Source organism: Actinacidiphila rubida (assembly GCF_900110255.1).
GTDB lineage: Bacteria > Actinomycetota > Actinomycetes > Streptomycetales > Streptomycetaceae > Actinacidiphila > Actinacidiphila rubida.
The window spans coordinates 1-12,852 of record NZ_FODD01000032.1; the positions used below are offsets into that span (position 1 = coordinate 1).

14 protein-coding genes are annotated in these 12,852 nt (G+C 74.0%); 10 read left to right on the forward strand and 4 right to left on the reverse strand.

Going from position 1 to position 12,852, the window contains the following annotated elements; genetic code table 11:
* Together BMW99_RS27810 and BMW99_RS27815 are read left to right on the forward strand one after the other, a co-directional pair.
* A partial coding sequence (locus BMW99_RS27810) for a hypothetical protein (protein WP_075017762.1) occupies positions 1 to 640 on the forward strand: 640 nt, incomplete at its 5' end.
* A gap of 204 nt (positions 641 to 844) precedes the next feature.
* The gene (locus BMW99_RS27815; protein WP_141726644.1) at positions 845 to 1,411 is read left to right on the forward strand and encodes a hypothetical protein; all 567 of its coding nucleotides are present in this window, start codon (positions 845 to 847) and stop codon (positions 1,409 to 1,411) included.
* Positions 1,412 to 1,528: 117 nt separating this feature from the next.
* On the opposite strand, the gene BMW99_RS27820 is transcribed toward BMW99_RS27815, so the two are convergent.
* The 3 genes from BMW99_RS27820 to BMW99_RS27830 form a co-directional block, all read right to left on the reverse strand.
* Complete coding sequence (locus BMW99_RS27820) at positions 1,529 to 2,644, reverse strand: hypothetical protein (RefSeq protein WP_075017763.1); 1,116 nt, start codon at positions 2,642 to 2,644, stop codon at positions 1,529 to 1,531.
* On the reverse strand, positions 2,641 to 4,380 hold the full coding sequence (locus BMW99_RS27825; RefSeq protein ID WP_075017764.1) for a M48 family metalloprotease: 1,740 nt from the start codon (positions 4,378 to 4,380) through the stop codon (positions 2,641 to 2,643). Before BMW99_RS27825 ends, BMW99_RS27820 begins: the two co-directional genes overlap by 4 nt.
* Positions 4,381 to 4,657: 277 nt before the next feature.
* Positions 4,658 to 5,179 (reverse strand): ATP-binding protein, encoded by a 522-nt coding sequence (locus BMW99_RS27830; protein WP_075017765.1) that lies wholly within the window; start codon positions 5,177 to 5,179, stop codon positions 4,658 to 4,660.
* A 96-nt stretch (positions 5,180 to 5,275) separates the two neighbouring features.
* Between BMW99_RS27830 and BMW99_RS27835 the strand changes: the two genes are divergently transcribed.
* From BMW99_RS27835 to BMW99_RS27850, 4 genes are all read left to right on the forward strand, one after another.
* On the forward strand, positions 5,276 to 6,106 hold the full coding sequence (locus BMW99_RS27835) for a helix-turn-helix domain-containing protein (protein WP_069464479.1): 831 nt from the start codon (positions 5,276 to 5,278) through the stop codon (positions 6,104 to 6,106).
* Positions 6,079 to 6,297: a DUF397 domain-containing protein gene (locus BMW99_RS27840; RefSeq protein ID WP_069464480.1), complete on the forward strand. Its 219-nt coding sequence runs from the start codon at positions 6,079 to 6,081 to the stop codon at positions 6,295 to 6,297. The genes BMW99_RS27835 and BMW99_RS27840 overlap by 28 nt, the downstream gene beginning before the upstream one ends.
* A gap of 34 nt (positions 6,298 to 6,331) precedes the next feature.
* Positions 6,332 to 6,916: a hypothetical protein gene (locus BMW99_RS27845; RefSeq protein WP_141726208.1), complete on the forward strand. Its 585-nt coding sequence runs from the start codon at positions 6,332 to 6,334 to the stop codon at positions 6,914 to 6,916.
* A 144-nt stretch (positions 6,917 to 7,060) separates the two neighbouring features.
* A complete protein-coding gene (locus BMW99_RS27850; RefSeq protein WP_069464482.1) occupies positions 7,061 to 7,843 on the forward strand; it encodes an HNH endonuclease family protein in 783 nt (260 codons plus the stop codon).
* Positions 7,844 to 7,882: 39 nt separating this feature from the next.
* On the opposite strand, the gene BMW99_RS27855 is transcribed toward BMW99_RS27850, so the two are convergent.
* Entirely contained in the window at positions 7,883 to 8,581 is a 699-nt protein-coding gene (locus BMW99_RS27855) for a class I SAM-dependent methyltransferase (protein ID WP_069464486.1), read from the reverse strand.
* A 500-nt stretch (positions 8,582 to 9,081) separates the two neighbouring features.
* On the opposite strand from BMW99_RS27855, the gene BMW99_RS27865 reads away from it, so the two are divergent.
* From BMW99_RS27865 to BMW99_RS27880, 4 genes are all read left to right on the forward strand, one after another.
* On the forward strand, positions 9,082 to 9,849 hold the full coding sequence (locus tag BMW99_RS27865; RefSeq protein WP_407640327.1) for a glycoside hydrolase domain-containing protein: 768 nt from the start codon (positions 9,082 to 9,084) through the stop codon (positions 9,847 to 9,849).
* Positions 9,850 to 10,296: 447 nt separating this feature from the next.
* Positions 10,297 to 10,956, forward strand: a complete 660-nt coding sequence (locus tag BMW99_RS27870) for a SurA N-terminal domain-containing protein (RefSeq protein WP_069464485.1) — start codon at positions 10,297 to 10,299, stop codon at positions 10,954 to 10,956.
* Positions 10,957 to 10,990: 34 nt separating this feature from the next.
* Positions 10,991 to 12,112 (forward strand): nucleoside triphosphate pyrophosphohydrolase, encoded by a 1,122-nt coding sequence (locus BMW99_RS27875; RefSeq protein ID WP_079138567.1) that lies wholly within the window; start codon positions 10,991 to 10,993, stop codon positions 12,110 to 12,112.
* A complete protein-coding gene (locus BMW99_RS27880) occupies positions 12,109 to 12,849 on the forward strand; it encodes an endonuclease V (RefSeq protein ID WP_407640328.1) in 741 nt (246 codons plus the stop codon). Before BMW99_RS27875 ends, BMW99_RS27880 begins: the two co-directional genes overlap by 4 nt.
* Positions 12,850 to 12,852: the final 3 nt, after the last annotated feature.

Sequence of the window (12,852 nt, forward strand, 5' to 3'; positions counted from 1 at the left end):
TGCCTCTCGCTATCACGTCTCGGTGCGCTGCCCGTGGCTGGAGGCGGACCCCCAAGCGGAGGGCTTCCGGTGGAACGGCGACAGGGCGCTTCCCACGCCGGCGGCCCGCGAGTGGGAGATCTTCCGGACCGAACCGGCCGAGGCGGAGCTGACGTCGGGCGACGTGTGCCGGGTGGGGATCCCCCCGACCGTGGTGCATGTCCTGGCGGTCCACCACTTCGACCCGCCGTTGGTGACCGGGATGCTGCCGCGGCCTGCCTCCTACCTGGAACTCCTGCCACGGGGCGAGACCCACGACCCGGAAGACGAGGACCAGGCCTACGCGCTCGACCCCGCCGGCGGTGAACCGATCCGTATCGAACTGCTCTTCCGCCCCTACGCCTTTCTCGAACCGGGCGACGAGGTCGCCGACCGGGCCGGACGGGCCTGGCGGTTCGACGCGGCCTGGGAATGGCACCCGTTCGACGGAGCGCAGCCCCGCACTCCGGCGTGGCCGCTTGCCCTGCTCTCCCGTCGCGGCGTGCCCACACCCGACGAGGGCACGGCGGTCGCCCGCGCGACCGCCGCAGGCAGCCATGCCACGGAACTGGCACGGTGGACCGAACTCACCCTCGCCAGGCCGGCCATCCGTCAGCAGTAAGCCCGGTGCTCGCCGATGCGGCGCCGACGCGATCTCCTTCCGGAGGACGGAATCGCGGATCTCCGAAGGGGAGAGTGAGTGAGGACGGCGTGGGGTGGGCCGGTCTGGCGGGACGACGCGGGGCTGTGGGCGTGGATCCGCGGCACGGGGCCGCGGCAAAGGCGTCAGGCGGCGTACTGCGCACTGCGCAGGGTGCAGGGACCGTTGGCCGGTATCGCGATGCCGGAGGAGTGGGGAGTGGACCCCGCGGTGCTCGCGCGCTTGCTGGGCGCGGGGGCCGGCCGGCTGGACGGCGGGGCTGACGGCGAACTGGCGACGGCGATCGCCGACCTGAGGTCCACGCCGCTGTTCGCGTCGGAGGTCGAACCGGAGGTTGCCGAGAGCTTCCAACTGGACGCGCTCAGTGCATGGTTGACGTTCGCCGACGTGCTGGGCGCGATGGGCGAGGAGGACACCGAGCGGATCGTGCGGCTGGCGCGCGAACTGGCCGTCTACCTTGACGACGTCATGGAGGCGTCGCTCATCGTGGTCCCCGGGGACGGGGCGCGCGCACGCTACCTGGCGGAGGTCGGCGACGGCCCGCGTGCCTACGGGCTGGGCTACTTCGGTACGCGGAATCTGGAGGTCGAGGCCGCCTGCCATGAGGCCATCGCCTCCGCCGGGCCCGAAGCGGAAGCGCTCGACCCGGCCGCCGTCCGCCGATGCATGGCGGTCTGCGACGGGTTCAGCAGTGAACTGACGTCGGCACTGCGGGCGTTCGCCGAGACGTGACATGGCCGGCCACACGTTCGCGTCGGCAGCGTGTGGCAACGGTCATGGCCCGCGCGAGAAGGGATGGCCTGTGGCCCGGACCCCCGGAGAAGACCGGGGATCCGGGGCCCGGGGACGTCAGAGAGCGACCCGGGGCGGGGCGGCCGGGCGGCCGGCCTTCTCCCACTCGTTGAACGTGTGCGTCCGCACATGGACGAACTGCTTGAGCGGCGACGTGAAGTACATCCAGGGCACGCCGCCCGCGTAACCGCCGATCTCGCGGAACTGCTCGGCTGCCTCCGCGTAACGCCCCGTCCGGTAGGCCGCGTTCGCCAGCAGATGGCGCACCGTCGGCAGACGGTGGTGGCCGGCGGGTGCCAGGTCGACCGCGTCGAGCACCGCGTCGACGGCGGCGCTGACGTAGGGGTCCTCGTAGAAGCTGTCATCGGTCTGCTTGAGCACGTGCTCGAAGGTCGCGTAGAGCCGGAGGACCGGCAGCAGGCTGCCGCGCGGCGCCGAGGACGCGGCCCGCTCGGCGAAGTCGAACATCAACGCGCTGGAGCCGCGCCACTTCTCGCACCAGTACTGGAGCGCGGACACGTGTGCGCCGAAGTGGTACGGGTCGCGGGCGGTGATCTCCGCCCACAACTGGCGGAAGTCGTCGTGCGACCAGCCCAGGCCGTAGGCGATGGTGATCTGCGCGACCCAGGGGCTCGGGTCGTACGGGGCCAGCCGGGCCGCCTCCTGGCAGGCGGGCAGGGCCTGCCCGAGCAGACGGTGGAACCCTTCGAACTGCTCGGCTGTGGTGCGCGCTCCCCCCTGGGCGCCCCGTACCTTTCCGGCCAGTTGGACCAGGGCGTCGGCGTGGATGAGGGCGGCCGCGGGGTCACCCGGACGTTCGGTGCGCCAGGCGGTCAGCCAGGCGTCGTCGTCCGCGGCGGCCCGCACGAGGTGCCCGACGCGGTACCAGCGCAGATCCCAGTCGTTCCCGGCGTCCGCGAGGTAGGCGGCGGGATGGCGCCAGTCGCCGGCGCGGGCCGCGGCGACGGCGGCGTCGGCCTCGGGGTCGGGGCCGGGGCGCGCGGTGTCGACCTGGGCGGCCGGCACCAGGCCGTAGGCGGCCGCGTCGATCTTGACGGGCATCGCGGCCTTGGCCTGCGCCCGCTTGGCGCGGGCCTTCTTGGCGTTGCGCGGGATCGTCACGGCGGCGTAGACCAGCAGGCAAGCGCCGGCGATGTACACGACGGTGTTCATGGGAGCCTTCGGATGGTGGTGGTCGGGACGGCGCCCTGGGGCGGGGCCGCCGGCTGGAACAGGGCGCGCAACGGTGCCGTGGCGGGCGGGTGGGCGATGGCGGCGTCCAGCGCCGCCTCCAGGGCTCCGGCCAGCCCCTCGGCCGCGAACTGCCGTACGGGGGCGCCGGACCAGGACAGTTCCCAGCGGATGTGCCCGGTGTCGGCGAGGGCGACGACGGCCAGCGCGCGCAGGTGCGAGCGCAAGGCCGTGCGGGCGAACTCCGCCGCGGCGCGGCCCGTACTCCGTTCCGCCGCGGCGGACTTGGGCAGCAGCGCGGCGATCTCCGGCTGCATCCCGGCGTCGACCAGGTCGAGCAGAGTGGCGAGGTCGGCAGGCCCGCCCAGGGGGACGCCGCGGGCCGCCGCGGCCTCGGCCGTCGCGCGCAGCAGCGGCTCGGCGGTGCGGGCGTGGGCGGCGCGCTGCGACCAGTACGGGAGTTCGTGCCACGGCACCCGGCGCGCGGTCCGCGCGTCCGGGCCCAACTCGGCTTCCTCCAGGGCGGCGAGCACGGTGTGCGGGTCGCGCAGCAGGCCGATGGCCGGTCCCGCACCGGCAGCGCGCCGGCCGTCGTCCGGCAGCGCTTCCACGGCCGCGACGCGTTCCGCGAGGGGCGGGTGGGCGTCGTACGGGGAGCGGTGCGGTTCGGGCAGGCGCGGTGCCGCTTCCTCCAGTTCGCGCATGCGGGCCCCGTCCGCGAGCAGGAGGGCCAGGCCGCCGTGGAACTGGCCGGGCGGAGGGAGGAACGCGGTGCCCCAGCCCGTGGCGGAGTCCCAGCCCATGGCCGGATAGCTGGTCAGGTACACGTCGGTGGCGATGCTGAGCACCGTGAGGCGGCTCAGCGCGGAAGCGGCGGTCCGCCGCCCGGCGACCTTGACCGCGACGAGGTCGGCGGCGTGCTCCTGGCGGCGGCTGACCCCCTCGGTGCAGCGCAGGCAGAGCTTCGCGTACGCGGTGTAGACGACGTTCAGGGAATGGTCCGGGCCGCGCGACACGCGGACGGTCACCGGCTCCGGCTTCCCCCGGGCCCTGCGCCGCGCGGCCTTGGCCTCCGCCTCGGCCGTCTCGCCCGCGCGGTGGGCGGCCGCGCGCGCGTTCAGGGTCCTGACCGTACGCTCCAGGGCCGCGCGCCCCGCCCACACGGTGACGGCCAGCCGGGTGTCGCCGTTGGCGTAGTGGCCGAGTTCGTGGCCGAGGACCGCGTCGAGTTCGGGTTCGGTCAGGCCGAGGAGGAAGGGGGTGCCGACGTAGAGCCGCCGCGTGCCTCGCCGCAGGCCGAGCAGGCGGGCGTCCTCGGTCACCATGGCGTTGACGTCGGAGAACAGCCGGATCTCGGCGGGGGGCGCGGTGCGCGCGGACCGCGCCAACTCCTCCACGCGATGCCACAGTTCCGGCTGCGCGGCCCGGGTCAGCGGCAGGCCGGGGAGGTCAGCGGGGTCCTGCGTGGCGCTCCGCGTCAGATAGACGACCCTGACGAGCGAGGAGGCCATCGCGACGGAACCCGCGTACGCGCCCAGGCTGGTGAGGGCGAAGGGCTGCGAGCCGCGCAGGAGCAGCAGGTCCAGGGCGACGAGCGCGGCCAGGATCAGCGGCGCGAGCAGGTGGTAGCCCACGAACAGGGCGAGCGCGACGAGCGTCCGAGCGAGCAGTGTGCTGCGGCTCGGGCCGGCGGCAGCGGCGCGGCCGGGTCTCGGCATGGGACAGGACCTCTTTCGGAGCCGGACAGGAGCAAGCCCGGCACCGGCACCTGCCTCCGCGCGGCCGGAGCGGGCGAACACCTGTGCTGAGGGAGACGGCATCGTACCCGAGCCGGGAGTACCGTCCGCGACGCCCCGGCCAAGGCCGCCCGCCCAGCCGGTGACGGGACGTCAGCCACGACCATGGCGGGGGCCCGGCCCCCGCCCCACAGCGCGTGCCGCACGCGCGCCCCGCACCAGCCGGGCCGGGCCGGTACGGCTGCGTGAGCGCGCACGGTCACCGTAGGGTCGGGGTTCGCCCGGCATCCAACGCTGTGGCCGGGGTCGATTCCCCGCGGGGGGTGCTGCTCGGTGCGGCCACCGGCACGGATGCCGGGCCCAGGGCGATCACCGCCCACACGCACTTGCCCACCGCGCCTACGCGCGACCCGTGGCCCCAGGCCGCCGACAGCGCCTCCACCAGGACCAGGCCCCGGCCCCGGTCGTCGTACGCGTCCGCTCGCCGGGGCCGGGGCGGCGCGGGGTCCCCGTCGTGCACCTCGACCCGCAGCACCCCGCCGTGCAGGGCGCACATCACCTCGATCAGCCGGTCCGGCGGTGTGCGGGCGTGTTCGACGGCGTTGGCGACGAGTTCGGAGACCACCAGCTCGCCCGTCTCCCGGTACCGTTCGCCGGCCTCGACCGTCGCCAGGAAGGCCCGGACGAAGGCCCGCGCCCGGCTCGCCGACTGCCGGTGACGCGGGAAACGGCATCCCGCCGTCGCCACTGTCGGAGAGTTATCCACAGAGTTGTCTTTCATGCACACAGCGTCGCCAGCGATAACTACCCTCGGTAGGGGGCGGGACTTGCCGCCCCGGACCGGCAAGTGGCGGAAGACGGGGGCGGAACCGTGCCGATGAAGAACCTCGACCCGGCGGACAGTGTGGCGGCGCTCTTCGGAGCGAAGACCCGGAAACTGCGCGAGCGCGCCGGAATGACGCAGCAGGAGCTGGGCGAGCGGGTGTACGTCACCCATACCCGTATCGCCAAGATCGAACTGGCCACCGAACCACCGGGCTGGAAGCTCGCGGAGCGACTTGACGAGTCCCTCAACGCAAGTGGCGAACTGGTCGAGTTATGGCCGCACCTGACGCCCAACCCGTATCCGGATTACGCGAAGCGTTACATGGCACTCCAGGCGGAGGCCATGGTTCTGCACGGGTTCTGGCCGGTGATTCCGGGCCTGCTCCAGACGCAGGGTTTCGCACGTGCGCAGATCGAAGCAGGTCGGATCTACACAGGGCTGGACGTCGACGAGGCGGTGGAGACCAGATTGAACCGTCAGCGGCGGCTCGGAGACGGAGGCTTATGGCTCTGGGCCGTCATCGACGAGGCGGCGCTCCACCGGGGGGTGGGGGGACCTGCCGTCATGCGTGACCAACTGGCGCACCTGCTGGTCATGGCCGAACTGCCACGTGTGTCGATCCGCATCTGTCCGATGGACCGAGTCGATCCGGCGATGCTCACGGGAAGTTCGCTGTTCACGACGACTTCCGATGGCGAGCAGTCTTTGTATCTGGAGGGCCGTTTTGGAGTGCTGGTCCAGGATCTCCGGGACATTGCTCGGTATCGGATCGCCTACGATCGCACTCAGGCGGGGGCCCTGTCCCGCGAAGAATCCGTGGCACTTGTCCGCAAGGTGATGGAGGAGCGGTATCCATGCGAGACACCGAGCGACCCGACCTGAACGCCGCCTGCTGGCACAAGAGCAGCTACAGCAATGAAGAGGGCGCCGAGTGCGTCGAGGTCGCGCGCAACGTGCCCGGCGCCGTCCCGGTGCGGGACTCGAAGGACCCGCAGGGACCGGCCCTGGTGTTCGGGGCGGACGCGTGGTCCGCGTTCCTCGCGGGGCTCGCCGCGGGCGACTTCCGGGGCTGACGCGGGAGCCCGTCCGGGCGGAAGAATGGCGGGCGTGAACGACACCGTCGCGGTCGCCCTGATCACGTCCCTGTCCACGCTGAGCGCCGCGGGGGTGGCGGGCGCGGCGACCGCGTGGGTGACCGGGCGGCAGTTGCGGCACCAGAGCGTGCTGGCCCGCCAGGAGCGGGCCGAGCGGCGGGCGGCCGACCACCGGGAGGTGTGCCGCGGCGTGTACGAGACGTTCCTGTCCCGCGCGGACGAGGCCTACCGCGTGCTGGACGAGGGGTGGTTCGCCGCGCCGTTCACCGAGTCGGGCCGCTGGGAGGCGGGGTTCGCCGCGCGCCGGGCGCTGGACGAGGCGTACGTCCGGGTGCGGCTGGCCGGGCCGGACGACGTCGCGGAGCGGGGCGCGGAAGTGGTCCGCGGCATAGGTGACGAGTTCCGTCTGCACGCGCGCCTCGTCGCCGGTGGCCCCGACGCGGCGGGCAGCGCCGCCGAGCGCGAGCCGTCGGCCCGTACGCGCGCCCTTCGCGTCCGGGCCGACGGCAGCTGGGAGTTCGTCGCCGCGGCCCGCCGCGCCCTGACGGGCGAGGCAGCGGACGAGCGTCCGCCGGCGGGCCGCACCGCGTCCCTCTGACCCGCGCGCATCCCTCGTCCCGCCCGGGCGGGAGGCCCGCTCTCCCCGGCGGCGCCGTAAAATCGCGGACGCTGGGCAGGTGAGCAGCAGGGCCCGGCGCTCAACGCTCGGGCAGGGGACGAGCGTTCGGGAAAGGGCGCCGGGATGGACAGACGGATATCGGGGAGCCTCGCGTGTGCCGTGGCGCTGATCGCGGCGGTCGGCGTGGCGGGGTGCAAGGACACCATCGGGGTGGCCGACCCGACCGGCAGCGGGCAGTCCGCGGGCGGCAACGGGCCGGTGGTCAGCAACGGGCGGGCCGTGAGCCCGCTGGACAACCCCGACGGGACGAAGGACGGGCTGAAGGCGATCACCTCCTCCTCGGACGAGGCGAAGGCCCGCGCGCTGATCCAGAAGGTCGCCACCAAGGGCCGCGGGCCCAAGACGGGATACTCGCGTGACCAGTTCGGCCAGGCGTGGATGGACTCCGCGAATGGCGTGCCGTTCGCGCACAACGGCTGCGACACCCGCAACGACCTGCTCAAGCGAGACGGCCTCGACCTTCACTACCGCTCCGGGTCCGACTGCGTGCTGGTCTCGCTGACCCTGGACGACCCCTACACCGGCAAGGCCATCCACTGGACGAAGTCCAAGGCGACCACCATCCAGATCGACCATGTGATGCCGCTGTCCTACGACTGGCAGATGGGCGCCGCCCACTGGTCGAAGGACAAGCGGGAGCAGATCGCCAACGACCCGCTCAACCTCATCCCGGTGGACGGCCCGTCGAACGGCGCGAAGAGCGACTCGGGGCCCGCGTCCTGGCTGCCGCCGAACAAGCAGATCCGCTGCTCGTACGCCGTCCGGATCGCCCAGGTCTCGCTGAAGTACGCGCTGCCCGTCACCACCGCCGACAAGCAGGCGATGCTCGCCCAGTGCGGCGGCTGACCCCCGGGCCAGGGCGAGGCCGGGCCGGGGCGCGGCCGCTCACACGGGCAGCGCCCTGACCCACGTGCCGTCCTCGGTGAGGTAGGTGTCGACGGCGAGCCCCGCGTCGGCCAGCGCCTCGGTGAACTCCGCGGCGGTCAGCGGACGGGACAGGAACGTCTGCGTCCAGCGGGCGTCGGGGAAGACGTACTCCACGTGCACCGAGCGCACCCCGGGTGAGACCTCCTGCGAGGACAGGACGCGGGAGACCCCGTCGCCGAGGGGGGCCTCACGGGGCAGGCCGGTGTGCCAGCCCTCGCCCTCGCGCTGGAGCAGGACGTGACCGCCGTCGGCGACATGGCGGCGGCACGCACGCAGCAGGGCCTGCCGCTTGGCGGGCTCCGGGGCGTGCACGAGGAACGACGCGAGCATCACGGCGTCGAAGCGCTCGCCGAGGTCGAGGGACTCGATGGGGGAGTGGACGGTGCGCACGCCCGGCACGCGGGCCTCGACGCGGTCCAGCATGGCGCGGGACTCGTCGACGGCCGTCACGGCGAAACCGCGGGCGGCGAGCGGGCCGGTCACCCGGCCGGCGCCGGCGCCCAGTTCGAGGAGCGTGGCCCCGGCCGGCAGGGCCCGCTCGATGACGTCCGGCTCGTTGCGCGCCGGAAGTCGCAGGTAGAGGTCGACGGCGCAGCCGTCGGGCGTGATCGCGCCCGGTCCCGTGCCGTGGTGTCCTTCGCGCAGCGCTTCGGTCATGGCCGCCATCCGATCACCACGGACCTAAAAGCCCCGTAACATCCTTCCTGCGCGGCCCCCTTACCCCTCTCACCACCCTGATTGTCAAGGCGTTCGGGTGCCGGTCATACTTGCTGCGCTCCGTGCAGCGAACTCCGGAGCGCGGGCCGCGTTCACGCGCCCAGCGATGAGCCCACCGAGCCCGATGAGGTCCCGTGTCGCACCGACGCCTGCCCAAGCCCCGCCGGCACCGCTACGCCGCCATTGCCGCCGGAGTGATCGTCATCGCGGGTGGTGCGGCCTGGGCCGCCTCCGCCACCGGTGGGAGCGGCGGAACGGCCACCAGCGCCGCGTCCGCCGCGTCGACCGGCACCGGCGCCCCCGCGAACCAGGCGTCGCCCGGAGCGCTCAAGCCGCTCGACGGCACGGCCAGCCCGTCCGCGAGCGCGAGCGGCACCGCCACCGCCTCGGCGTCGGCGACCGCGAGCGGCACCGCGAGCAAGGGGCCCGTGCCGGTCACGCTGCCCGCGAAGGTGACCGCGCCCGCGGTGAAGAGCGTGCCGCGCCCGTCGACGACGCCCCGGGTGTTCACCGGCCTCGCCTTCGACACCTGCACGGCTCCCTCGGCGACGACCATGAGCGCCTGGCGCGCGCACTCCCCCTACGGCGCGGCGGCCGTCTACGTCGGCGGCCGCAACCGCGGCTGCGCGCAGCCGCAGCTGACCTCGTCCTGGGTGCAGACCGTGACGACGGCGGGCTGGCGGCTCGTCCCGCTGTACGTCGGCGCGCAGCCGCCGTGCCAGACGAGCTCCAACCCGGAGAAGATCACCGCGTCCACCGCCGCCTCGCTGGGCGCGGCCGACGGGTCCGACGCGGTCGCGAAGGCCCAGGCGCTCGGGATGCGCGCGGGCAGCGCGGTCTACCTGGACATGGAGGCGTTCGACTCGGGCAACACCTCGTGCGTGTCGGCCGTCCTCACCTACATCCAGGCCTGGGACGGGGCCCTGCACGCCCGCGGCTACTGGGCCGGCTTCTACGGCTTCACCTCGTCCAGCGCCGCCGTCGTCGCGCAGGCGAAGAGCACGACGACGGGTATGCCCGACGCGCTGTGGTACGCCAAGTACGACGGCACCGCGAGCACGACGACCGGCTTCCCGTTCTCGTCGGGCCTCTTCACCGGGCACCGCCGCGGCCACCAGTACCTGGTGAACCAGAAGGAGTCGTACGGCGGCGCGACCGTCACCGTCGACCGCGACGCGTGGGACGCGCCGGTCGCCGTCGTCGGCTGACGGCCGCGGGCGGCCGCGAGCGTCCGCGGGCCCGACCGGCTGCCGGTCCGGGCGGCTGCCGGTCCGGGCGGCGTCCGCGGCCAGCGGCCCGCCCGGCATCCGACGGCCGCTCACCCGCCTGACATCCTCCGGCCGGCCTTCCGCCTGACACCCGCCAGTCGGCATTCCCGCGGACACCCCCGGCGCGCGGCCTGGCGGACCGCGGCAACTCCCCCGCGGGGCACGGCCGTCCGGCGCCCGGGCGGCGGCCCGGTGGATCAGGTTGTGCCGAGTGCTGGATATCGGCGGGCCGGGGGAAATAGGCTCGGGGCGATCATCCCCGTCAGCGCGAGGTTCGTTCTCCTGCCAGGAGGCATCATGGTCCGGTCGGTCTTCCTGCTCACTCCCTCCGCGGACGGCCTCGTACCTCAGCCGGCCACTGCGGGAGTTCGAGCGTCAGACCGCCGCATGGTCCGCCGCACCGCCGTCCCACTGGCCGCCGCAGCGCTGCTGCTCGCATCCCCCGCGCTCACCGCGTGCGGATCGGGACCGGTGCACACGGGCTCCGCGGCCGTCGTCGGCGACCACCGGATCACCGTGGCGACGCTGCAGTCGCAGGTCAACGACCTGCGGTCGGCGGCCGAGAAGTCGCCGCAGGGCCAGCAGCTCCTGCAGTCCGCGGGCAACCTGCCCACCCAGCTGCTCGGCCGCCTCGTGGAGGACCAGGTCCTCGACCGCACGCTCGCCGACCAGGGGCTGAGCGTGACGGCGAGCGAGGTGCAGCAGGAACACGCCGCCGCGCTCCAGCAGTTCGGCGGCAGCGAGACCCAGCTGGACGCCGCGCTGCTCGGCCAGTACGGCGTGGCGCCGCAGGACATCGACCACTTCTTCCAGCGCAACGTCGCCTTCGGCAAGATCATCCAGCACCTCGGCTACCAGCCGGGCAGCGACGGCGGCAACGCGGCGCTGCAGCAGGCGGTGGTGAAGACCTCGAAGAGCGTCGGCGTGACCATCAACCCGCGGTACGGCACATGGGACGCGTCGAAGGGCACCATCGGCTCGGTGTCCGACCCGTGGGTCGTGAACAAGACCCCGACCCAGACCGCCGCGGGCGGCCAGGGCATGTGACCCGGCCGCCGGCACGGCGGGGTACGTTCGAGGGGTGAACGACGACAACGGCGGCACCCCCGCCACCGGCCGCCTGGTGCTCCTCGCCACCAGCCACCGGGTCGCCCCGGGGCAGCTGTCCTGGCCGGCCTGGCAGCTGCTGCGCGAGGCGGACCGGGTGGTGTGCGCGGACCCGGAGCACCCGCAGCTGCCCTACCTGCGCGAGGCGGGCGTGGAGTGCGAACTGGCCGATCCCACCGGCCGGGAGCTGGTCGACGCGACGGAGGGCGGCCGGACGGTGGTGTACCTGCCGCCGGCCGGCGGGGACGCACCCGCCGTCACCGACGAGCTGGCCCGCCTCGGCGGCTCGGGGCGGATCCAGATGCCCGACCTCGAACTGCTCCCCGGCTCCTACGACCTGCCGGGCGCGCGGCTGATCGACCTGGTGCAGGTGATGGACCGGATCCGCGCCGAGTGCCCCTGGAGCAGCCTGCGCACCCACGAGGACCTCGCCAAGTACGGCATCGAGGAGATGTACGAGCTGGTCGAGGCGATCGAGGAGGGCGACCGGGAGGCGGTCAAGGAGGAGCTGGGGGACGTCCTGCTCCAGGTCGTCTTCCACGCCGCGATCGCCGAGGGCGACCCCGAGGACCCGTACGGCATCGACGACGTGGCGGCCGGGCTGGTCGCCAAGCTGGTGCACCGCCACCCGCACATCTTCGGCGACGAGGTCGCCGAGACGCCCGAGCAGGTGCGGGCGAACTGGGTGCGCCTCAAGGGCGTGGAGAAGTCCCGCGAGTCGGTGACCGACGGCGTGCCGCTGGCCTCGCCCGCGCTGGCGCTCGCCGCCAAGCTCGCCGGGCGGGCGCGCGACGCCGGGCTGCGGCAGCCGGTCACCCCGCCGGCTCCGCTGTACGACGACGAGACGACGCTCGGCGACCACCTGCTGGCGGAGGCGGCCGCCGCCCAGGCCGCGGGCATCGACCCCGAGGCGGCGCTGCGCCATGCCGCCCGCCGCTACCGGGCGGCGCTGCGGCAGGCGGAGTCCGCGTCGCGCGGCGCGGTTCCGGGCCCGGCGCCCGACGACACCACGCCCTGGGGCGAGGCCGACCCCGGCGAGTACGGGGACGGGGACATGGCTGAGGGAGAGCAGGGAGAAGAGGGCGGGGACCGCTGACCGTGCGTGTCGACGTCCCCTACGACTGGCCCACCGACGAGGCGTCCGCGCTGGCCCTCCAGGACCGGCTGCGGCCGCTGGCCGACCACCGCGGCCCGGGCCCGGGCCACCCGCGGCTGGTCGCCGGGCTCGACGTGGCCTACGCCGGTGACGGCCGCGGCACCGGCGACCTGGTGGCGGCGGCGGTCGTGGTGATCGACACGGCCACGCTGGAGGTCGTGGAGCGGGCCACGGCCACCGCGACGAGCACCTTCCCCTATGTCCCGGGCCTCTTCGCCTACCGCGAACTCCCTGCACTGGTCGAGGCGTTGCGGCTGCTGCGCAACACGCCCGAGCTGCTGCTGTGCGACGGGCACGGCCTGGCGCACCCGCGCCGGTTCGGGCTGGCCTGCCATCTGGGCGTCCTCACCGGGCTGCCCGCGGCCGGGGTCGCCAAGACGCCGTTCGTGGGCGCCTACGATCCCGCGGACCTGGCCGGGACGCGCGGATCATACGCCGACCTGGTGGACGCGGGTGAGACCGTCGGACGGGTGCTGCGCACGCAGGACGGCGTCAAGCCCGTCTTCGTGTCCACCGGCCACCTCGTGGACCTGCCCACGGCCTGCGCGCAGGTCCTCGCGCTGGCGCCCGCGTACCGGCTGCCGGAGACGACCCGGCAGGCCGACCGGCTGAGCAGGGACGCGCTGGCGGAGGCCGCGGCCCGGCCGGACGCGCCGGCCGATACCGTCGAGGGGTGAACG